Here is a 22,634-nt window from a genome sequence, read left to right on the forward strand (position 1 = left end):
TCCTCCCGATAGCTATTAACTACTTAACCTTCTTCTTCATAACCATGCCGACCTTAAAGGATACGACCTTTCTCTCCGGTATCGGCACCACCGCGCCTGTTTTCGGGTTCCTTCCTATCCTCGACCTTCTCGATTTCACTTTGAAGACCCCAAAATTCCTCAGTTCCACCGTCTCGCCGTTCGCAAGAGCCGCGACTATGTGATCGAGCATTCTCTGCACCACCACCTTCACATCGATCTGCTTAATATTCGTCTCTTCCGATATCTTCAGCACTATCTCTTTTTTTGTCATTTCGGCTCTCCAAGTTTATTAAGCCATATTACAGGCTAAGTGCTGATGTCTCCGACATCAGCCTTTGCGCGACAATCCGCCCTTATGTTCAAAGAATCTTTTGAAAAATACGGCTATAGGATTAAAATCTTCCAATCGTTTCCGTTTGTTCTTAAGACGTTCGCTGATACTATTCAGAAAAACGTACGAATCTCTCCAGTCCTCATTCAATTTTTTAAGGTTCTTCTCGGACATCAGCCTTATGCCTTTTATCGCGAGGACCCCTTCCACCGGATCCGTCAGCCGGGAGCGCGGCACATACTTAAAGTCCAGGCTATTGCTCAATACCGTATATTTGGATTTTATCACGTCCCTTACCCCAAGAAACTTGCCCTCATCTTCGTCAGATATAATATCCTTGGACAGGGTTTCGTCATATATGGAACGAAATTTCGTCCAGAATTCCAGAAAACTCTTGAGCGCCTTTATATCGGCTTCTGTCTTTTTATCTATCATAACATCCTATTTTTCAACGAGTTATGGTAACATTGCCGCAAAATATTGTCAAGGGCAGATTTTTACAACTATCTAATGGCGAAAATATCCTAGAAACATCTCAGTCCGGCGTTTACTTTGGTGGCCCGCCTGGAGCGACTGTCGTGAAAATGCGATACTTTAAGGCGATATAGGCTTTATCATCGCATTTTCACCACAGCGAATTTACATGCCTAATGTAAATTCGCGACAAGCGGAAGGCGGCCACCAAGGTAACCGCCTGACTGGGGACGACCAAAAATTTACGTCCGAAAGTTGACGACGTCCTGGCCGAATATCTTTTCGATATCGCGCACGAGCCCTTCGTGAGGCTCTATAAGGAAATTATTGCCCATCGTCACGACGGCCTTAGTGCCGTCCGGTTTGACAAATTTAAGATAGGCGGGCACGGCTCCCGGGTATCTGGAGAGGACTTTTTTCAGCTTATCCAATGCGCCCATCTCAAGGCCCGCGGTGAGAAGCTCTATGCTTATGGCCTTGGTATACTTCATCTTCACGGATTCGAGGGCGGATATTTCATTGACTATGAGCTTTGGCTCCTCTTCCCTCAGACTAAGGCGCCCTTTCATGAATAATACCGCGTCCAGCTTTACCAATGCCGAAGCCTTTGCAAATGTGGCCGGGAATATCAGGGCCTCCACCGACCCGTCAAGGTCCTCCAGCGTCACTATCGCCATCTTCTCTCCGGTGCGCTTCGTGACCGTGAATTTGGTCTTCGATATTATACCTCCGAGCAGAACCTCATCGCCATCCTTGCGGCCCCGCAGGTCCGTGGTAGCGCATGTCGAATATGTGCGGATCACGTTCTCGAATCTCGCCAGAGGATGCTTGGTGATATATAGCCCCAGCATCTCCTTTTCATACGTAAGAAGCTGGCTCTCGGGCCACTCCGGAATATTCGGTATCTCCTGGAACGTCTTCTTGAAGCTCTCCTCATCCTCGAACCTGTCGAAGAACGAGAGCTGCCCGTTCATCCTGTCCTTCTGTATCCCGCCGGCAACATCGAGGGCCTTATCTATCATGGCCGACAACTGCGATCTGAACAGACCCAATGAGTCCATCGCACCGCATTTGATCAGGCTCTCTATGACCTTTCTGTTAACGAGTCGTGAGTCCACCTTTTCCGTAAAATCATAGATGGTCTTGAACTTATCATGTTTTTTCCTGGTCTCGATTATGGACTCTATCGCTCCCGCTCCGACATTCTTGATCGCGGCCAGACCGAACCTTATAGAGCCGCTGACTACTGTGAAATTTGAGTAGCTCTCGTTTATATCCGGCGGCAATATCTTTATACCCATCTTATGCGCCTCGCCGATATACTGGGCGATCTTATCGAGATTGTCCTTTTCACTGGTCAGAAGCGCCGTCATGAACTCGACCGGAAAATTGGCCTTAAGATAAGCGGTCCTGTAGCTTATCAGGGCGTATGCGGTAGAGTGAGACTTATTGAACCCATAGCCCGCGAAGAACGCGATCTGGTCGAATATCTTGTCGGCGCTGCGTTTATCGATATTGTTTTTGAGACAGCCGGCTACGAACAAGTTCCTCATCTCGGCCATAACCTCGGGCGTCTTCTTCGCCATAGCCCGCCTTAAGTTATCGGCCTGAGCAAGCGAGAATCCGGCGAGGTTATTCGCTATCCTCATGGCCTGTTCCTGATAGAGAATGACTCCGTAAGTCTCTTTCAGTATCGGCTCCAGCAATTTATGGTCGTAGTGGAACTTCATCTCTCCATGCTTACGCTTCATGAAATCGTCGAGCATTCCCGATCCTATCGGGCCGGGCCTGAATAGCGCCAGGAGCGCTATGATATCCTCGAATTTCTCAGGATTGAGCTTCTTCAATAGATCTCTCATGCCGGAACTTTCCAGCTGAAAGACTCCGTTCGACTCGGCATTGGCGAGGAGCTTGTAAGTCTTTTTGTCCTCTATCGAAATACTATCCAGATCAAGGTCAATATTTTGCGTCCGCTTTATTATCTTCACCGTTTCGCTTAGCACAGTGAGCGTGCGAAGCCCCAACATATCCATCTTAAGGAGGCCTATCTTCTCAAGAGAGGTCATCGGATAGGCTGTCGTGATCTGGCCTTCCTGGATCTTATAGAGCGGGACGTAGTTCACCAGCGGCTGTTCGCTTATAACTATGCCTGCGGCATGCGTTGAGGCATGGCGCGTCAAGCCCTCGAGCACCATCGACACATCGATGAGCTCGGTTATTTTCGGATCGTTCTTATACAGAGTTTTTAACTCCGGTTCCTGCTCCATCGCCTGAGCCAGCGTAATGCCCAGTTCCGTCGGGACGAGCTTAGCGATCTTATCGACGTCGGCATAAGCGATACCCAGGGCCCTGCCTGTATCTCTTATGGCTGCCCTGGCCATCATCGTTCCGAATGTTATTATCTGAGCGACGTTCTCCTTTGAATACTTCTTCACAACATAGTCTATGACTTCAGCGCGGCGCTCGTAGCAGAAATCTATGTCTATATCGGGCAGGCTGATCCTCTCGGGATTCAGGAACCTCTCAAATAAGAGATCATATTTGAGGGGGTCAATATTTGTGATGCCGAGGGCATAACTCACCACGCTTCCCGCCGCGCTTCCTCTCCCCGGGCCCACGGGAATACCATTCTGCTTGGCGTAGTTAACAAAGTCCCAGGCGATCAGGAAGTAGCTGGGATAGCCGAACTTCTCTATGACCTTCAATTCATGATCGACTCGGGCCTTGACAACAGCATCCCCTTCCGGATATCTCTTCTTAAGCCCTTCATCGACGAGTTCCCTCAGGTACCCTTCCCTCGTATAGCCCTCGGGCACATGATAATTCGGAAGATGGTGCTTCTTGAAATCGAGTTCGAGATTGCACTTTTCGGCGATGACCATCGTATTTCTTATGGCTTCCGGAGCTATGCCCGCTATGGTGCGGCTCATCTCTTCTTTGGATTTAAAATAGAACTCCTCGGTCTGGAACTTCATCCTGTTAGGATCATCCATCGTCGTCTGCGTCTGTATGCAGAGAAGGACCTCGTGAGCCCTGGCGTGTTCTTTTTCGATGTAATGAACGTCATTTGTCGCGACAAGCCCTATATCCATATCTTTCGCGATCTTTATGATCTCCTCATTGACCTTATCCTGCTCGGGTATGAGGTTATCCTGGATCTCCAGGTAAAAATTATCTTTTCCGAAAATTGACTTGTATTCGTCGACAACTTTTCTGGCCTGGTCTATGCGTCCAGTATTGATCAGATGCGGTATTTCGCCCTTAAGGCAGGCGGAGGTGCAGATGAGCCCCTTAGAATACTCGGCTAATATCTCTTTATCTATTCTGGGACGGTAATAAAAGCCTTCGAGGAATCCGCAGGAGACGAGCTTCATGAGGTTCTTGTATCCCGTCTCATTTTTCGCAAGCAATATAAGGTGATACGATGCGTCCTGGATGCCGCGGCTCGATTTCTCGAACCTGGAATCGGGCGCTATATATACCTCGCTTCCTATGATGGGCTTTATACCGTTCTTCATAGCGAGGTCGTAGAACTCTATAGCGCCAAACATATTGCCGTGGTCGGTTATGGCGCAGGCGCCCATGCGGTATTCTTTTAATTTCGCTATAAGGGTCTCAAGCTGGCATGCGCCGTCCAGCAGACTATACTGTGTGTGGAGGTGAAGGTGGACAAAATCGGAGTGAGTCATCGGAATAAAGCTCGGACCTGCATTTTGATCTATCTATTTTCCCATTCCAACCCGCTGAGCGGCCTGGAATACTTTTCCTTCTGTCTGGATCGCCGGCGCGATAATGATTTCCGTCTTCTGCATCTCTTTGATGTTCTTCGCGCCTACATTGCCCATGGATGTCTGGAGAGCTCCCATCAGATTCTGCGATCCGTCGTCAACCTTCGCCGGGCCGTACAATATCTCTTCGAGCGACCCCATGACGCCGACCCTGACCCTCGTGCCTCTGGGCAGGTTAGCGTGCGGCGTAGCCATTCCCCAGTGAAATCCTTTTCCAGGGGCCTCTTTGGATCTGGCGAAAGCGGAACCGACCATCACAGCATCCGCGCCGCATGCGAACGCCTTGCATATATCGCCGCCCGTTGACATGCCGCCGTCGGTTATTATTGGAACATACTTCTTCGTCTTTTTGTAGTAAGCGTCCCTTGCGGCCGCGCAATCTATCGTTGCCGTAACCTGAGGAACTCCGATACCGAGGACGCCTCTGGTGGTACAAGCGGCGCCAGGGCCAATGCCTACCAGGAGCCCGCTGCAGCCGGTCCCCATAAGCTCCAGCGCGACTTCGTATCCGACGCAGTTACCGATAATAACAGGAAGCTTGGTAGATTTGCAAAATTTCTTGAAATCGAGGACCTTATAGGACTTCGAGATATGCTTTACCGTGGTAACTGTGGACTGCACGACGAAAGCGCCCGCTCCGGACTCCTCGGCAATCGCGGCAAAACGCTCGGCTCTCTGGGGTATAGCGCTCACCACTGCTTCGGCGCCGCCCTTCTTTATCTCTTCGATCCTTCGCGAAATGAGCTTCTCCTTGATAGGCTCCAGATATATGCCCTGCACGAGATTTGTCGCTTCCTCCGGGGTGGCGCTCGCGATCTTCTCAAGGACCTCTTCGGGGTTATCGTACCTCGTCTGCACGCCCTCTAGGTTCAACACGGCGATGCCTCCGAGCTTTCCCATGGCAATGGCAAACTTAACATCGACAACACCGTCCATAGCCGCGGCAAGTATCGGCACACGATATTTTTTTCCACCTAGCACCAGCGTGGTATCGACCTCTTCGGGATTTATGGTGACCCTGCCGGGCACCAAAGCGATCTCGTTAAAGCCGTAGCAACGCCTGACTTTTCTGTCAACGCCTATATAGAACTGTGCCATCTATTTCTCCGTAATTATTTTAGTTAAGATAATATAAAATTTAATGCCGTTTGTCAATGCTTAAAACCAAAGCCTAAAACCTGCGCGATAATACCGCCTTGATCTTTGAGTCCAGGTCGCCGAGCAGAACAGGTTTTACTATATATTCCTCGTCATACAGGCCGAGAGCTTTTTCTTTAGCTTCCTCGCTATCTACCGCCGTAAGCATAATAACCGGTATCGAGGTGGTCTCTTTTTTACTTTTCAGTTCTCGCAGAACGTCGAATCCTCCCATCCCGGGCATGATGATATCGAGCAGTATCAAATCGGGCTTATTCCGCAATGCAGCGTCTATTCCGCCTTTGCCGTCCGTAGCAACCTCTACACGATAATCGCCCTTCATTTCCAGATTTTGCTTAACCACTCTGCAAAATTCCGCTTCGTCATCGATTATCAATATCTTTTTCATTTTCAATCCTTCCTTTATAATATTATCTCATAAAGATATTGTTATGGGAAGCATATATTTTCGATGTTAAATAGAGATGGCCCTGAGTTCTCTCAGGGCCATCTCTATCAATAACAACCACAGCTAACAACTGATTACCCTTTAATACATCCCGCCCATACCGCCCGGGGGCATTCCGCCCGGCATACCTGCGGGTGCTTTCTCCTCCTCGGGGATATCGGTCACGATCGCCTCGGTCGTGATCATCAATGACGCGATAGACGCGGCATTCTGCAGAGCCGAACGAGTAACCTTCTTCGGATCGATGATACCGGCCGCCATCATGTCGCCGTAAGCATTCTTATCGGCGTCATATCCTTCGTTGGTCTTCATCTCTTTCACCTTCTGCAATACTACCGATCCTTCCATGCCGGCGTTATTGGCTATCGTCCGGATAGGCTCTTCGAGAGCTCTCCTTATGATATTCACGCCGATCTGTTCATCGCCTGAAGCTTTCACCTTATCGAGCACATCGACACACCTGAGCAGCGCTACTCCGCCGCCCGGCACGATACCTTCCTCGACCGCAGCCCTTGTTGCGTGGAGAGCATCCTCAACTCTGGCTTTTCTCTCCTTCATCTCGGTCTCCGTTGCCGCTCCGACATTGATTACCGCTACTCCGCCGGCCAACTTAGCCAGGCGCTCTTGCAGCTTCTCTTTGTCATAATCAGAATCAGTATCCTCGATCTGCTTCTTTATCTGGCTTATCCTGGCCTGTATATCGGCAGTCTTGCCGGCGCCTTCAACGACCGTGGTGTTATCCTTATCTATCCTTATTCTCTTCGCTCTGCCGAGCTCCTCGATCTACACGTTCTCAAGTTTTATCCCGAGGTCTTCGGTTATGGCCTTACCTCCGGTAAGAACCGCGATATCCTCGAGCATAGCCTTTCTTCTGTCTCCGTAGCCTGGCGCCTTGACCGCGGCGCACTGTAATGTGCCCCTGATCTTATTCACAACCAGCGTCGCCAACACTTCCCCTTCAGTCTCTTCAGAGATGATGAGGAGCGGCTTTCCGGCCCTGGCTACTTTTTCCAGGAGAGGGATTATATCCTTCATGCTCGATATCTTCTTCTCATGGATCAGTATATAGGGATCTTCCAGTGAAACTTCCATCTTCTCCGCGTCCGTCACGAAGTACGGTGAAAGATATCCCTGGTCGAATTCCATGCCTTCTACAAGTTCAAGCTCTGTCTTTGAAGCTTTGCCTTCCTCTACGGTGATGACACCGTCTTTTCCGACTTTAGTCATCGCATCGGCTATCAGATCCCCGATCTCGTGGTCGTTATTTGCCGCGATCGAAGCGACCTGAGACACTTCCTTCTTATCCTTAACGTTGATCGGCTTAGCAAGCTTACCAAGCTCCTCCACAACTCTCTCCACTGCCTTTTCTATGCCGCGCTTCAATGCCATCGGGTTCGCGCCGGCGGTCACGTTCTTCATACCCTCTCTGAATATGGATTCGGCCAATAGCGTCGCTGTGGTCGTGCCGTCACCGGCTATATCGGAGGTCTTTGACGCGACCTCTTTAACTAGCTCCGCGCCCATATTCTCATACGGGTCCTTAAGCTCGATCTCTTTTGCTACGGTTACGCCGTCCTTAGTTATGGTCGGCGCGCCGAACTTCTTGTCCAGCACCACATTGCGCCCCTTGGGACCGAGCGTCACCTTCACTGCCCTGGCGAGCTGCTCAACGCCTCTCAGGATCGCCCTGCGAGCTTCCTCGCTATATAGTAGTTGCTTTGCCATTTTACCGCCTCCTATTTTACTATAGCTAAAATATCTTCTTCTTTCAGAATAAGGTACTCTTTTCCGTCAACCTTTATCTCTGTCCCGGAATATTTTCCGAACAGGACCTTGTCGCCCGGCTTCACTTCCGGAGTCACCACTTTGCCCTCGGTCGTAACTTTGCCTTTTCCGACCGCGATCACCTTCGCCTCCTGCGGCTTCTCCTGCGCCGAGTCAGGAAGGACAATGCCCCCCTTCGTCACCTCTTGAGCTTCGAGGACTTCCACCATTATTCTGTCCGCCAATGGCTGTATCTTCATATTTATTCTCCCCCCTCCTGTTAATATTTACACCCTCTTCTAAACCCGTTATTAGCACTCAACCAAAAAGAGTGCTAACAAGGTATGATTATACTCAAGCCCGAAAATTTGTCAACTATTATTTTATGCAACGAAATGTTACTTCGCGTAGCGGCCCATGACGGAGCCCTCGGCCAGGATATTCCCTTTCATGGCCTCCAGGAGCTCGTCCCTGGTAACTCTCGCGCCGAGATTGAGGCGGGTGTCTAACGCATATACCTTAAAGTAATACCTATGGTTACCGAATGGCGGGCGGGGCCCGTCATAACCGATCCTCTTGGAATCATTCAGGCCCTGTATCGTTCCGTCATCAAGCGCTTCATGCGGCGGGATACTCTCTTTCAGCCCCCGCGATTTACCGGGAATATTGAAAACTACCCAGTGGGTCCATATGCCGATAGGGGCGTCGGGATCTTCGCATATGAGCGCAAAGCACTTAGTGCCTATAGGCGGCTTCGGCCAGCTGATCTCCGGCGAGATGTTCTCTCCATACGCTGAATATTTTTTCGGGATCATCTCGCCTTCCTTAAACGCGCTCGAAGCAACTTCGAGTTTTTCGATAACTCGCTCTTTAGCGCACACGCACGGCTGAAAGATTACGAACAATACAGCCACTGCCACAAAAGCTATTATATAATACATAAAAGCCTCCTTCATTTGCCGATCTCCATCTGATATAGATCGCCGTATGTCCCGGTCACCCACATATATTTACCATCCCACGCGACCCCCGTGGTCTTTGAGACCGGCGATTTGAAATATCCGACAATCTCCCATTTATTGATATCTACCTTATATACAGTCTTGGCATGCCAGCTCGAGATCCATAGATATTCTCCATCCCAGACAAGCTGGTCCGGTTCCTGTATATTCTTTATCCGGATACTGTTAACCACTTTCAGGTCCCTGTCCATCTCTATCATATGGAATTTTGTCCCCATCCCTCTGGTCCATGTCACCACGAATAAGCTCTTACCGTTCCAGGCAAGTCCGGCCGGATGGGCTGGTTCGAATAAACTCTCTCTTTCCGGGACCAATAGGCCGCCTTCGAGTTTTACACGGTATATCTTTTTAGCATACCATTCCGTAGTGAAGAGGGTTCCATCTTCCGTCCGGATAAGCGCCTCGGGAAAATCCGCCACGGGCTCCATGCGCGACGTCACCAGGCCCGTGAGGGGGTCTATGACCCATATATCTCCCTTTTCGCCGTTAGCCAGCCATAATGATTTACCCTCATAGAATAGCCCCTCATGGTACCATCTCGGTATCTTCACCTGTTTTACAATGCCGGACGATATCTCATGGTAGTCCTTGCCTCTTCTTAACTCTCCGGCGAAGGCCTGTTGTGCTATTAAAATAAACACAAGGACAAGCGCCGCGAGACTCCTGGCGAGGACACCCCTCGGAACTTTAGTCAGGATGTAATTGCAAAAGTGACAATGGCTGTCGGCCTTACCCGGAAAACGCACACCGGCGCGTTCCAGGCTAGCGCGTATTTTACTCAGGCCCCGGCTAAATACCGCATCTACAAATCTGTTTTCTTTAAGATGTTTCATTATATCTTTGGCAGAGTCCTTTTTAATATTCCCTATCGAAAGCTCTTTTCTATCCGTGGCATAGCCGCAGCAGGGCTTGACAGCGCCGTCCGGCATCACAAAAAATACGTTACCGGGCCCCCGGCAATAATCTTCCTTAAACCACTTACCGCCCCATGGGTCTCTAAATTTTAACGCCCTTCCCACAGGAGCGATCTCCACCTTAAATGTCCTGAGAAATATCCCGCTATCACTTCTTTTCACCAATGCATTCAGCACATTTAATTTCGCTCTTGTCTCTCTGTCTTTCGCGCCGGAGGTGTAAGCGATCGACACGATATCAGACCTTCTCCATATACAGGCGGCAAGCTCTATGAAACGCACCACTTTCCTGATGCTCTGCCTGTGAAACGCGTCGACACTGACGCATATCGAACCGTCGTATCCGGCATTGAATAATCTGACGAGAGAGCATTTCAATTCGTTTTCGTCGTGCCACCATACGGCATTGGTCATTATCCTATCAAATAAGAATCCTTCCCCAACCGCCCTTTTAGTGAGCGCGCATAAAAAATCGAGCGCCAGAAAAGGCTCGCCGCCGGTAAACCCCACTCTCTTCACTCCGACCCTCCTGCATCCAATTAAGAATCTATCCGCATGCTTCGCGGAGAGCGTCTTCCTGCTCTTTGGGATATCGCAATGGCCGCAGGACAGGTTGCAATCCGTCGTAGGAGAAAACAGCACCTCTTCCGGGTAAAAACCTTTTCTACTCATTACAATTCCTATCGTTAGAAGTTCTCGCTGTAGAGCTCAAAAAATGCCTGCGGATGCTTGCATGCGGGGCACTTGGCCGGGGCATGGGCGCCTTCTGTGACATATCCGCAATTAGTGCAATGCCACTTAACATTTCCTTTTTTCCTGAAGACTTCCTTCTTACTGATATTAGCTATCAGCTTTCTATATCTCGCCTCATGGTACTTCTCGACTTTCGATATCTGATCGAAGGAATTACATATCTCCGGGAAACCTTCGCTCCTGGCTGTCTTTGCAAAGCCTGAATATAAGGTGGTCCATTCCATATTCTCACCCGCCGCGGCGGCCTCCAGGTTAGCCTGGGTATCTTTTATCGAGCCGGCCGGATAGGCCGCGGTTATCATTACTTCGCCACCCTCGAGATGTTTGAAGAAGACCTTGGCATGCTCTTTCTCGTTCTCCGCGGTCTCGATAAATATATTGGCTATCTGCTCATAGCCTTCCTTCCTGGCAGCGCTCGCGAAATAGGTATATCTGTTTCTCGCCTGCGATTCTCCGGCGAATGCCGCAAGTAAATTTTTCTCCGTCTCCGTCCCCTGAATGGATTTACTCATTATCTTCCTATCCTCCCTGTTTTTTTATATACTTACTCATTACAAAATCCGACCATCTCTTATCGAACTCTTTCTCGCTTAGCAGGCATTCGTCGTCTATAGCGTTAACAGCATGCCGGCCGGAGGATATAGCCTCGAGAATGCCGTCCAGTCCCTTCATCCCCCAATTATCTATTATATATTCAACGGCCGTATAGGCAAGTATATACGACAATACCAGTTCGCGGGAATTAGCGCCGGGATTCCTGAAAACCTGGTCGAGCGCCTGTATCGAAATATCGGGCTTACTGTTCGCGTATGCCGGAATATTGATTACAGCGCCGGGCCTGGTCCGCTTAATCTCCTCGTATACGGCAATGCCTTCACTGAGCCAGACCGGACAATTATTATTGGTCTTCGCAGATATTATAGCATGGGTATATTCATGGTATAAATAGCTGACCATCTCCTTTTCCTCCGATACAGATACAGGCAAGGGAATGCGTATATTGCCGTCATAAAATGCCCTGACCAGATCGCGCATCTTAAATATCTCCCTGAAGTCTTTTTCCGAATAGAAGAAAACCACAGTCCTGGCTTTAGGAAGATACGATAGATCCTTACCCACGTCAAAATAGGCCCTCTCCAATATCTTCGCCATGATGTCCGCGTTCACGGGAAGATCCTTATCATACCTCATATCGAAGTAAGGCAGTACCTTTGTCCTCTGATCGACCAATACAGCCTCTTCCTTGTTTGCTTTTTCGCGTTTTTCGGCCAGAGTTTTATTATCAGGATCGAGTTTAGCCGCCTTATCGAAATAGAAAATAGCCTTCTCTAATTCTGTCTTCTTATAGTAAATATCGCCCAAAAATTCGTATATCCGGCTATCCGCGTACACCAGCACAGCTTCTTTAAGCAGCAATATCGCCGCATCATTCCTTACGGCCTTAAATTCATTTACAGCGTCATTAAATAAAGCTATACCCAGGCTTCTCTGGCAGTTGACGGAATCATCGGCGATCTCGCGGGCCATATCCAGGTCTTCCTGGGCCTTGGCCCAATCGGGCCTCCTTGTCATAAATACCGCCCTCTTGGCATACATCAGCGCAAGATTCTGCCTGGTGTAAGTGCTCTGCACGACGCCATATGCCTTCGAAAGATACTCTATTCCGCTATCATACTTTTCTACCTCCGCCATCTTTACGGCGTAGGTCGAATATGCGTAAACAAGGCTGTTCCTGATAGCTTCGCTTTCAGGCGATGACTCATAAGCCTTTTCATAATACCGGATCGCATCGGCATACTTGCCCTTATCCATGAGAGCTTCGCCTTTGCGGATATATTCGAAGGAGCCCGGAGTGCTGAGGTTCAACAAGTCCGGAGATAGAAAGTAAACAGCTAGAAGTATAATGATGGGAGTCAGAATAACGATGAGGACCAAATTCCTGGTACGGGACGTGATTTTCATGGTTTGGGGGTTTTGAGAAAATTATGCTGACGTAACCGGCTGCTGTATATCCTGCGATGTCCCTATATTCTTCACTTCCAGCTTTGGGTCGATCTTTTTCGCGAGGCCTTTCAGGACCTGTCCGGGCCCGATCTCGAGAAAGGTCTTCACCCCGGAACGTATCACGAGCCTCATAGACTCTTCCCAGAGGGTCCTGGAGTTGACCTGCGAGATAAGGTTCTCTTTTATCTTTTCAGGATCGGCCTGGACCTTCGCGTCCACATTACTTATGAACGGTATAACGGGCGGGGCGATTCGGACGTTGTCTATATACTCTTTCAATTTGTCGCGCGCTGTAGTCATTAGCGATGAATGGAACGGCCCGCTGACATCGAGCATAATAACGCGCTTGGCCCCCTTATCCTTGGCCATGCTCGCGAATAGCTCTACATTATTTGTCTTCCCGGATATAACTATCTGCCCCGGGCAGTTTAGGTTCGCTATCTCGCAACCGAACCCTTTGCATAATTCCTCTACCATATGTATGTCCATCCCGATCACGCATGCCATCTTGCCGGGGTTCTTTTTGGAGGCCTCCTCCATAAACTCTCCGCGCTTTCTCACCAGGAGAAGCGCGTCTTCGAACGATATGCTTCCAGCGGCGACCAGGGCCGTGTATTCGCCCAGAGACAGCCCCATGCTGAATTTTGGCGCGAAGGTCGCGTAAAGAGGCGACGCCTCAAATACCCGCAGGGCGGCTATACTGGCAGTCAATATGGCGCTCTGGCTATTCTTTGTAGTGGAAAGTTCTTCCTGGGGGCCTTCGAAGCAGAGTTTCTTCAAATCAAATTTCAGAATAGCGTCCGCTTTATCAAAGACCTCCCTGGCCTGGACAAAATTCTCATACAGGTCTTTACCCATCCCTGCGGATTGAGCGCCCTGTCCGGGAAATATGAGAGCCGTGTCTACCATTCTATTACTATCGCTCCCCATGTAAGCCCTCCGCCGAACGCGTCGAGCAGTATCTTGTCGCCCTTCTTTATCCTGCCTTCCTCGACGGCTTCCACCAGCGCCACAGCGCTCGAGGCGGCCGACATGTTCCCATACTTTTCAATGTTGAGATATATCTTGTCCGTGCTGAGACCCATGCGCCTTGCGGCGGCGTGCAGTATTCTGATGTTCGCCTGGTGAGGTATGACGAGATTGATATCTTCGGCCTTTAGCCCAAGGGGCTTCGTGGCCTCGGCCGCCGCGTCCGCCATTATCCTTACGGCGTGTTTAAAAAGCTCCGAACCGTTCATCTTTATAAAATGAAGCTTATCTTCGATGCTCTTTTTTGTGGCAGGTATCCTGGATCCTCCCGCAGGAAGCTTTATCAGGTCACCCTGATGTCCGTCGGCGCCGAGATATGTCGAAAGTATGCCGCCTTCTTCCACCGGGCCCAGCACCGCGGCTCCGGCGCCGTCTCCGAAGAGAACGCATGTATTGCGGTCGGTCCAGTCCGTTATCGATGACAGCTTTTCAGACGCTATCACGAGGGCGTGCTTATAAACGCCTGAAGCTATAAACTGTCTCGCGATCGCGAAGCCGTATATAAATCCGGAACACGCGACGCTGATATCGAACGCCGGGACCGTCCTTGCGCCGAGCTTCTCCTGGACCAAGCACGCGGTCGCCGGGAAGAACATATCGGGCGTAATGGTCGCGACTATTATGAGGTCTATATCCTCCGGCTTTAATTTAGCCGACTCAAGGGCTCTCCTGGCGGCCATAGTAGCCATATCGCTCGTGGCTTCATCCGCGCGGGCTATCCTTCTCTCTCTTATGCCGGTCCTTGACACTATCCATTCATCGGTGGTGTCGACTATTTTCTCCAGGTCCTTATTCGTGAGGATCTTGCTGGGCAGATATTTGCCCAATCCCAGTATCCCCACTTTTTTAGGTTCACACATATTAGTAACTCTCCAACGCTTCCATTATATGCTTGTTGACATTCTGTTCCTTGAATTCAGCGGCCACGCGGATCGCGTTTTTGATAGCTTTCGGTGTCGATGAGCCGTGGCTTATTATACAAGTGCCGTCGATACCCAGAAGCGGAGCTCCGCCGTATTCGGCATAGTCCATCTTCTTCTTCAGCCCCTTGAAAGCCGTGCTTACCAGCACCGCGCCTATCATCGCGATCGGGTTAGATTTGATCTCTTTTTTAATGAGTTTCACCAATGTATCGATAACACTTTCCGACACCTTAAGTATGACATTGCCCACAAATCCGTCGCATATTACTATGTCGGCGTTTCCTACATAAATATCGCGGCCTTCTATATTGCCGAGGAAATTAAGCTTCGATTCGCTAAGAAGAGTATGCGCTTCTTTGATGAACTCGGTTCCTTTGGTCTCCTCTTCACCGACATTCAGAAGCCCTATCTTGGGATTATCTTTATGTAGTATGTAACGGCAGTAGGCGTCCGCCATAATACCATATTGAAAAAGATGAAGAGCTTTCGGGTCAATATTCGCGCCCACGTCGATGATTACAGAAACACCCGCCATAGTGGGTATAGCTATAGCTATGCCGGGCCTCTCGATACCGGGCAGCATCCTCAATGAAAGCGTCGCCGCGCAAACCACAGCGCCTGTGTTTCCGGCGCTCACAAAACCGTCCGCCTCGTTCCGTTTAAGCAGCTCAAGGCCGACCACTATCGAAGATTTACGCTTACGTCTTACTGAAAGCGCCGCGGGCTCATTCATCTCGATCCTCTCGGGCGCATGTATCACGGATATCTTGCCATCAGCCCCGGGAAATTTAGCGAGCTCTTTTTTTATAACAGCCTCATCCCCTACGAGAATAACGTCATGGCCATACTCTTTTACCGCCTGTATGGCCCCTTCAACCTCTACGGACGTTCCCATCTCGCTGCCCATAGCGTCGACTACTATCTTCATCGGTCTCTACCTCCGATCTTAAAAATATTTTCTTTATTTCTGCTTCTCTTCGAGTGTCTCGATTACCAGCACAGGCTTCCCTTTATAATATCCGCAATAAGGACAGACGCTGTGCGACATTCTGGGCTTTTTGCAATTTGAACAGATCGACAGGTTAACAGCGTACATCTTGCTGTTCGCGCTCCTGCGCTTATCGCGCCTGGCCTTCGAATGTTTACGTTTTGGATTCGGCATGTTTATTTGCTCCTAGTTTATTCAGCCGCATTACAGGCTAAGTGCCGATGTCTCTGACATCGGCCTTTTTATTATGTTGTACGTATCCCTGGCTATCAAAAGCTCCTCATTGGTCGGGATAATAAGAAATTTCGTATTCTTAGAAACCACCCTCCTAAGATCTTTCTTCAGCCGTTTCATGATCCACGGATTGTTCTCACCTATTCCGGCGGTCAATATCACCGCGTCGAGCCCGTTCATCGCCGCCTGATACGCGCCAATATACTTCTCGATCCTGTATATGAACATCTCCAGCGCCATCCGGGCGCGCGGCAGGCCCTTCGATTTATTCTCGCCTCTGGCGGCTTTCATTATATCGCGCATGTCATTGCTCACACCCGATATACCCAGAAGCCCGCTCTCCTTGTTCAGAATATCGCTTATGCGGTGCGGCGAAAGCTTCTCTTTCTCCATCAGGTAGAATACCACCGCCGGATCGAGGTCTCCCGACCGCGTCCCCATGACCAGCCCCTCTAAAGGTGTAAAACCCATAGTGGTATCTATGGATTCGCCGTTCTTGACGGCCGCCATGCTGCAGCCGTTCCCGAGGTGGCAGGTGACCAGCTTCAGACCTTTCAAAGGACGTTTTAATATTTTTGCGGCCTCGTCGGCTACGAAACGATGGCTTGTGCCGTGAAAACCGTATTTCCTTATGCCGTACTTTTTGTAAAACTTGAACGGCAGGCCGTATAGAAAAGCTTCGGGCGGCATAGTCTGGTGAAACGATGTATCGAAGACCGCTACCTGCCGCACTCCGCTCAATATCTTCAAACAGGCCTTTATCCCTAAAAGAGCTGGAGGATTATGCAGCGGCGCAAGCTCGCTGTACTTCTCTATCGACCTTATTACGCCGGGCGTAATCATCGTAGAACGTTTAAACTCTTCACCGCCGTGCACGACCCTATGCCCGATGCCGTTGATAAGATCCTTGGACTTTATAACGCCGTGGCCGGGCGAGGTGAGAGAATCGACGATTATGCGTATAGCGACGTAATGATCGGGACAGGCGACCTTCTTATGGAGCTGCTTACCGTTATTCTGGTATCTCAGGTTAGCGAGAGGGCTGCCTATCCTCTCCACCATTCCGCGCGCGATGCACCGCAGGTTCTTAACATCAAAGAGCTGATACTTCGCGGAAGAGCTACCGCAATTTATGACTAGAATTAACATTATGCCCTTACCGCCGTAACAGCCACGGCGTCAATAATATCATCGACGTTGCAGCCCCTCGACAGATCGCTGCAGGGCTTGGTAAATCCCATAAGGAGCGGCCCGACCGCTCTGGCATTGGCGAGCCTCTGAGTGAGCTTATATGAAATATTTCCTGAATTCAGGTCCGGGAATATCAATACGTTGGCCCTACCTGCTACGTCGCTGGCCGGACATTTTATCTTCGCGACCTCCGGGACAAGCGCGCTGTCGACCTGGAGCTCTCCGTCTATCGACAGGTCCGGCGCCGATTGCTTAGCCTTCGCGATGGCCTCTTTTATCTTATCCACTAGCGGGCCCTCGGCGCTGCCTTTCGACGAGTAACTCAAGAAAGCCACCCTCGGCGTCTTCTTCACCAGCTGCTCAAATAATCTTGCTGACAGGACTCCTATGCCGGCGAGCTGTCTGGCGTTCGGCTCCGGATTAACTCCGCAGTCCGCGAATATAAAGACGCCCTTCTCTCCGTATGGAGAAGAGGGCACTTCCATCAGAAACGCTCCCGCTACGACCGCCAGCTCCTTATCGACTGTGAGACATCTAAGGCCCGCGCGCACCGTATCCGCGGTCGTATGATTCGCGCCTGCCACAAAACCATCGGCGAGGTCGCGCCTGACTAGCATTGCGCCAAAGAGGACCCATTCCTCTCTTACGGCCTGGCCGGCCTCCTCGAGGGTCATGCCCTTCGCTTTTCTCAATTCGTAATACTCATTCGCTATCGACTCGATATTTCCATATTTTACGGGATCTATTATTTCGACATCCTTCAGATTCTTTGACTTTATCTTCGACCTGATATCCTCTTTCCCGATCAATACTATCTTCGCTATCTTCTTGTCCAGGATGTAATTGAGCGCCGCGAGCGTTCTCGGGTCATCGCTCTCCGGGAGGACTATCCTCCTAGGGTTCTTCGCTGCCTTACTTCTTATCTCATCAATGATACTCAAAGCATGCTCCTTACAGTTTTAATTTTTTCTTAAGCGCAACGGCGCAGGCCTTCGGAATGAAACTCGTCAGGTCGGCTCCGAGCATCGCCGCCTCTTTTATCAGCTTGCTCGATACGTATGAATATTCTTCATGCGGCATCATAAATATCGTCTCGATATCGCCCGCGAGCTTCCTATTGGTAAGCGCCATCTGGAATTCGTATTCAAAATCGGTCAACATTCTGAGCCCCCTGATCATGACGCAGGAACCCTGTTTCTTAACGTAATTCACTACCAGGCCGTCAAAGTCATCGACCACCACATTCTCCATGCCTTTCACGACGTCCTTGAGCATAGCGACGCGTTCCTGGACATTGAACAATGTCCCCTTAGGTTTATTATGGGCTATCGCGACTATTACCTTATCGAATATCCTGGAGGCTCTCTTTATGAGGTCAATGTGTCCGTAGGTAATGGGGTCAAACGTCCCCGGATAAACCGCTATCTTGGCTTTTGGCATACTCTCTTCTAAATATAGTTATAACAGTATCCCCATACCTTCTCTCCTGGCTGAGAATAAAGGTTCGGAAACCTGTCGGAAGAATATCCTTCTTAAAATGCTCTACCACTATTAGACCAATGGGCGCTAATATATCATAAGCGTCCGCATTTATCAAGCACTTTTTGGCCAACTCCCGGTAATAAGGCGGATCCATGAATATAATATCGAACTTTTCGCCCTGCCCTAATAGTTTCGGGAAGACTTTAAGGGCATCCGCCTTAATTAGATCGTAACGGTTATTGTCTATTTTAAGGGACCCGAGGTTCTCCTTTATCGCCTCAATACACCTGAAGTTATTGTCCACAAAGGCCGCATGGCCGGCGCCTCTCGATATGGCCTCTATGCCGAAGGCCCCGCTTCCGGCAAATAGCTCCAGGACGCGTTTTCCGGTAATATCGCCCAGTATATTGAAGACGGCCCCCCTCACCTTATCCTGTGTCGGCCTCATATCAACGCCTTTCGGCATCGAAATAAGCCTGGATTTGAACTCTCCGCCGATTATTCGCATAATATCTTATCCTTGAATCTGGAAAAAAGCGCGATCTTAAGCAATCGATGATGTTCTTCTTTCAATGCCGGGTCTTTCTTCACAAGGTCGAACGCCTCTTTTCGCGCGAGCTCCATTATCCCGAAGTCCTTCAGTATATTGCCGAACCTTATCTCCGGCAGCCCATGCTGGCGGGTCCCGAAGAACTCGCCCGGGCCGCGGATCTCAAGGTCGGCCTCCGCTATCTGAAATCCGTCGAGAGTTCCTTCGATCGCTTTCAGTCTGCCGGAGGCCTCATCGGTCTTAGGATCAGCGAGCAATATGCAATAACTCTCATGCTCCCCGCGGCCGACCCTTCCGCGCAGCTGGTGTAGTTGTGACAGGCCGAAACGCTCGGCGTTCTCTATAAGCATTACCGTGGCATTAGGCACATCTATTCCCACCTCGATAACCACTGTAGATACGAGGACTTTAATCTTGCCCTTCTTAAAGTCCTTCATTACCTTCTCTTTCTCCTTCGGGATCATCCGGCCATGCAACAGCCCTATCTCATATCCCGCGAATACCTCATTTTTAAGCCTGTCAAATGTCTCGGTAACATTTTGCACTTTATTCTTCGGCAATAGTTCCCAATTATTCGGCCCGGTATCCGATTCATCGATCTTGGGGCATACCACATACGCCTGGCGGCCTTTTTCAATCTCCTCCCTTATGAAATCATATGCCTTATCCCTCTTCGATTCATTCACCCAATATGTAACGATCGGTGACCTGCCTTTAGGCAATTCCTTTATCACAGAAATATCCAGGTCGCCGTAAACCGTAAGCGCCAGGGTCCTCGGTATCGGCGTCGCGGTCATTACAAGCATGTGGGGCTTATATCCTTTACTCTGCAATATCGCTCTCTGGTCCACACCGAACTTGTGCTGTTCATCCACTACGGCGAGGCCCAGCTTTTTAAATTCGACAGCTTCCTGGATTATAGCATGAGTGCCGACGACTATATTTACCGTGCCGTCTTTGATATCCGAATAGAGCCGGCTTTTAGTCTCGGGATCTATCCCGCCCACCAGAAGCGCGATATTTATACCGAGAGGCATCAGCAATTCGCTTAAGCCTATAAAATGCTGCCGCGCCAAAACCTCGGTCGGAGCCATCAGGCACCCCTGGAAACCGTTCTGCACGGTCATGACCAGGGAATGAGCCGCAACTACCGTCTTCCCGCTCCCGACATCGCCCTCCAGGAGCCTGTTCATCATCTTTCCGGATGACATATCGCCCTCGATATCGGCTATCGCTTTCTTTTGCCCCCCTGTGAGCTCGAACGGAAGTGAATTTTTAAACTCTGTCATCAGTCCCCCGCCAGCCTTATGCCCGAGCCCCACGGCCTCTTTTGTTCCAGCCTTCTTGATGGCAAGCGCGAGCTGCAGCATAAAGAACTCCTCGAAGACTATCCGCCTGTACGCCTTCTCGAGATTATCGAACGTCGCCGGGAAGTGGATATTCCTGAATGCAAACCTTACGTCGACCAGATGTTCGCGCGCGATTATATATGTAGGAAGTCGTTCTGCCAGGGATCTGCAATAGCGCATCACGGCCTGGAACGCAAGGCCGCGCAGATACTTCACAGAGAGCGAACCGGTAGCCGGATATACAGGCACTATCCGCCTCATGTGAATCGATTCAGCTTCGCCTTCCTTCAATATCTCGTATTCGGGGCTCATTATCTGAACCCTATCGTATCTGTCGACTTTACCGTACAGCACCACCTTCGCGGATTTGATCAGATAATCTTTAAGATATGGCTGATTGAACCATACGGCGTGAATAATGCCTGTCCGATCCGTCACTGATGCCTGGAACATCGAGCGGCCGCTCTTGGTGCGCCGGCTCGTCGCAGTCATTATCTCGCCCTCTATGGCCTGAGCCTCACCCATCTTCAGGTCCCGGATCTTTACGATCTTTGAACGGTCTTCATATCTGGCAGGAAGATAATACAGGATGTCTTCCGCGGTCTTTATCCCTAATGCGGCAAGGTCGTCGCTCTTCTTTGGGCCGACCCCCTTAAAATACCGTACAGGTGTATCCAAACTATTTTTCTCTTGCATCTATCCTTAACCTATGTTATCATCCATTCCAAAATGGAGTAAAAATAATGTCAAAAATATGCGAAGTATGCGGCAAAAAACCTGTTGCGGGCAGAACCATCGTCCGTCGCGGTATGTCCAAGCAGAAGGGCGGAGTAGGCTTGAAGATCACCGGCATCACGGCCCGCAGGTTCCTTCCAAACCTGAAGAACGTCCGCGCGATAGTAAACGGTACTCCCAAAAGAATAACCGTATGCGTCAAGTGTCTTAAGGCAGGTAAGGTCGTAAAATCAGTCAAATTCTAACACAAAGCTAAGTATATTTCAAAAGAAAAAGGGCGCGTTTATGAAAATGCGTCCTCTTTTTTGCCTGCCGTTTTCGCCAAATATCAACGGAACTTGACAAAAGCCAAAATCGTGGTATAATGAAAATATGAATGTCGGCGAAATAGTACACAAACTGCGTAAAGAAAAGAAGATGACACTCCTGGAGCTTTCCGAGAAGTCGGGCGTCGCCCTGGCCACTTTAAGCCGCATGGAAAACGGCAAGATGACCGGCACGCTCGCCTCGCACATCAGTATCTGCCGGGCTCTCGAAGTATCTCTCCCCGATATCTATAAGGACCTCGTCGCTCCCGCGCAAAAGGTGGACCTGCAGGCCGGCAGCGCCAGAACCGACGTCTTCATCCATGATAAGAGGGCTAAATCGGAACTGCTCACCGCGAATTCATTGAATAAGAAGATGATGCCGACGATGATCAAGATATCGAAAGGTGGCCGCACCCATCCCGAGGAGACCAGGATGGGTATCGAAAAATTCATCTATGTCCTGGACGGTAAATTGGAAGCGAATATCGGCAAGGAAAAATTCGATCTGGTGAAGGGCGACACTTTATATTTCGAGGCATCCACTCCCCACTACTTCAAAAACACCGGCACAGCCGAGGCGCGCCTCATCTCTGTCGTCTCTCCCCCGGCGCTTTAATTTTAAGGAGAACCGATGAAAAAGACAATCCTGATCTGTGACGACGAAGAAGGAATACGGGAATCGCTGAAGTTGATATTGGAGAAAGATTACAGACTTCTCTTCGCAACGAACGGCAATGAGGCAATAGATGTCCTGAAGAAAAATTCCGTTGACGCTGTCATAATGGATATTAAGATGCCGCGGATGGACGGGATCGAAGCCATGCGCAAGCTAAAAGATCTGAAACCCACACTTAAAATCCTAGTAACCAGCGGATATAAAAGCGTAGAGACTGCCATGGAGGCTGTTAGCGCAGGCGCCTCCGATTATATAGTAAAACCTTTCGATCGTAACAATATCTCAAAAACTATAGAGAAGCTGTTGCTCTAATTTTGCTATTTAGCTTTATTAAATCTCAGATGGAACACCGCCCCTTCCCCCTCTTTACTCTCCACCGATATATTACCGTCCATGCGAGTTATGAGCTGTTTAATGACATAAAGCCCTAAACCAACGCCTGTGGCGTCCATCTTGGTGGTGAAGAACGGCTCGAAGATATGTTTGATGTTC

General features: G+C 49.8%; 22 protein-coding genes and 1 pseudogene. 3 read left to right on the plus strand and 20 right to left on the minus strand.

Going from position 1 to position 22,634, the window contains the following annotated elements; translation table 11 throughout:
* Positions 1–19: 19 nt before the first annotated feature.
* From NTY76_00110 to recG, 20 genes and pseudogenes are all read right to left on the minus strand, one after another.
* Positions 20–292 (minus strand): integration host factor subunit beta, encoded by a 273-nt coding sequence (locus NTY76_00110; GenBank protein MCX5677502.1) that lies wholly within the window; start codon positions 290–292, stop codon positions 20–22.
* A gap of 57 nt (positions 293–349) precedes the next feature.
* Positions 350–787, minus strand: coding sequence for a hypothetical protein (locus NTY76_00115; GenBank protein ID MCX5677503.1), 438 nt, complete (start codon positions 785–787; stop codon positions 350–352).
* Positions 788–1,068: 281 nt separating this feature from the next.
* Positions 1,069–4,515 (minus strand): DNA polymerase III subunit alpha, encoded by a 3,447-nt coding sequence (locus NTY76_00120; protein MCX5677504.1) that lies wholly within the window; start codon positions 4,513–4,515, stop codon positions 1,069–1,071.
* A 33-nt stretch (positions 4,516–4,548) separates the two neighbouring features.
* Positions 4,549–5,712: a GuaB3 family IMP dehydrogenase-related protein gene (locus NTY76_00125; protein MCX5677505.1), complete on the minus strand. Its 1,164-nt coding sequence runs from the start codon at positions 5,710–5,712 to the stop codon at positions 4,549–4,551.
* A 73-nt stretch (positions 5,713–5,785) separates the two neighbouring features.
* The gene (locus NTY76_00130; GenBank protein MCX5677506.1) at positions 5,786–6,160 is read right to left on the minus strand and encodes a response regulator; all 375 of its coding nucleotides are present in this window, start codon (positions 6,158–6,160) and stop codon (positions 5,786–5,788) included.
* A gap of 141 nt (positions 6,161–6,301) precedes the next feature.
* Positions 6,302–7,945: pseudogene (groL, locus tag NTY76_00135) on the minus strand (chaperonin GroEL).
* 11 nt (positions 7,946–7,956) lie between these two features.
* Complete coding sequence (groES, locus tag NTY76_00140; GenBank protein MCX5677507.1) at positions 7,957–8,244, minus strand: co-chaperone GroES; 288 nt, start codon at positions 8,242–8,244, stop codon at positions 7,957–7,959.
* 138 nt (positions 8,245–8,382) lie between these two features.
* Entirely contained in the window at positions 8,383–8,925 is a 543-nt protein-coding gene (locus tag NTY76_00145; GenBank protein MCX5677508.1) for a YbhB/YbcL family Raf kinase inhibitor-like protein, read from the minus strand.
* 11 nt (positions 8,926–8,936) lie between these two features.
* Entirely contained in the window at positions 8,937–10,592 is a 1,656-nt protein-coding gene (locus NTY76_00150) for an SPASM domain-containing protein (GenBank protein ID MCX5677509.1), read from the minus strand.
* Positions 10,593–10,606: 14 nt separating this feature from the next.
* The gene (locus NTY76_00155; protein MCX5677510.1) at positions 10,607–11,185 is read right to left on the minus strand and encodes a rubrerythrin family protein; all 579 of its coding nucleotides are present in this window, start codon (positions 11,183–11,185) and stop codon (positions 10,607–10,609) included.
* Between the two features lie 7 nt (positions 11,186–11,192).
* Entirely contained in the window at positions 11,193–12,635 is a 1,443-nt protein-coding gene (locus NTY76_00160) for a tetratricopeptide repeat protein (GenBank protein ID MCX5677511.1), read from the minus strand.
* Between the two features lie 21 nt (positions 12,636–12,656).
* Positions 12,657–13,586, minus strand: coding sequence for an ACP S-malonyltransferase (gene fabD / locus NTY76_00165; GenBank protein ID MCX5677512.1), 930 nt, complete (start codon positions 13,584–13,586; stop codon positions 12,657–12,659).
* A complete protein-coding gene (locus tag NTY76_00170; protein ID MCX5677513.1) occupies positions 13,580–14,566 on the minus strand; it encodes a ketoacyl-ACP synthase III in 987 nt (328 codons plus the stop codon). The genes fabD and NTY76_00170 overlap by 7 nt, the downstream gene beginning before the upstream one ends.
* Before the next feature lies 1 nt (position 14,567).
* Positions 14,568–15,557: a phosphate acyltransferase PlsX gene (plsX, locus tag NTY76_00175; protein MCX5677514.1), complete on the minus strand. Its 990-nt coding sequence runs from the start codon at positions 15,555–15,557 to the stop codon at positions 14,568–14,570.
* Between the two features lie 33 nt (positions 15,558–15,590).
* A complete protein-coding gene (gene rpmF / locus NTY76_00180; protein ID MCX5677515.1) occupies positions 15,591–15,791 on the minus strand; it encodes a 50S ribosomal protein L32 in 201 nt (66 codons plus the stop codon).
* 30 nt (positions 15,792–15,821) lie between these two features.
* Positions 15,822–17,000: an acetate kinase gene (locus NTY76_00185; GenBank protein ID MCX5677516.1), complete on the minus strand. Its 1,179-nt coding sequence runs from the start codon at positions 16,998–17,000 to the stop codon at positions 15,822–15,824.
* Complete coding sequence (gene pta, locus NTY76_00190) at positions 17,000–17,983, minus strand: phosphate acetyltransferase (protein ID MCX5677517.1); 984 nt, start codon at positions 17,981–17,983, stop codon at positions 17,000–17,002. The genes NTY76_00185 and pta overlap by 1 nt, the downstream gene beginning before the upstream one ends.
* Positions 17,984–17,993: 10 nt before the next feature.
* Positions 17,994–18,482 (minus strand): pantetheine-phosphate adenylyltransferase, encoded by a 489-nt coding sequence (gene coaD, locus NTY76_00195; protein MCX5677518.1) that lies wholly within the window; start codon positions 18,480–18,482, stop codon positions 17,994–17,996.
* Positions 18,442–19,032, minus strand: coding sequence for a 16S rRNA (guanine(966)-N(2))-methyltransferase RsmD (gene rsmD, locus NTY76_00200; GenBank protein ID MCX5677519.1), 591 nt, complete (start codon positions 19,030–19,032; stop codon positions 18,442–18,444). Before rsmD ends, coaD begins: the two co-directional genes overlap by 41 nt.
* Entirely contained in the window at positions 19,023–21,119 is a 2,097-nt protein-coding gene (gene recG / locus NTY76_00205; GenBank protein ID MCX5677520.1) for an ATP-dependent DNA helicase RecG, read from the minus strand. The genes rsmD and recG overlap by 10 nt, the downstream gene beginning before the upstream one ends.
* A 47-nt stretch (positions 21,120–21,166) precedes the next feature.
* Here recG and rpmB point away from each other — a divergent pair, with 47 nt between their 5' ends.
* The 3 genes from rpmB (at position 21,167) to NTY76_00220 (ending at position 22,454) form a co-directional block, all read left to right on the plus strand.
* Positions 21,167–21,403 (plus strand): 50S ribosomal protein L28, encoded by a 237-nt coding sequence (rpmB, locus tag NTY76_00210; protein MCX5677521.1) that lies wholly within the window; start codon positions 21,167–21,169, stop codon positions 21,401–21,403.
* Between the two features lie 127 nt (positions 21,404–21,530).
* Positions 21,531–22,082: an XRE family transcriptional regulator gene (locus NTY76_00215; GenBank protein ID MCX5677522.1), complete on the plus strand. Its 552-nt coding sequence runs from the start codon at positions 21,531–21,533 to the stop codon at positions 22,080–22,082.
* 15 nt (positions 22,083–22,097) lie between these two features.
* Complete coding sequence (locus tag NTY76_00220; GenBank protein MCX5677523.1) at positions 22,098–22,454, plus strand: response regulator; 357 nt, start codon at positions 22,098–22,100, stop codon at positions 22,452–22,454.
* The last annotated feature ends 180 nt before the right edge of the window (positions 22,455–22,634 follow it).

The organism is Candidatus Omnitrophota bacterium, from assembly GCA_026387175.1.
Lineage (GTDB): Bacteria > Omnitrophota > Gorgyraeia > 2-01-FULL-45-10 > 2-01-FULL-45-10 > CAIMPC01.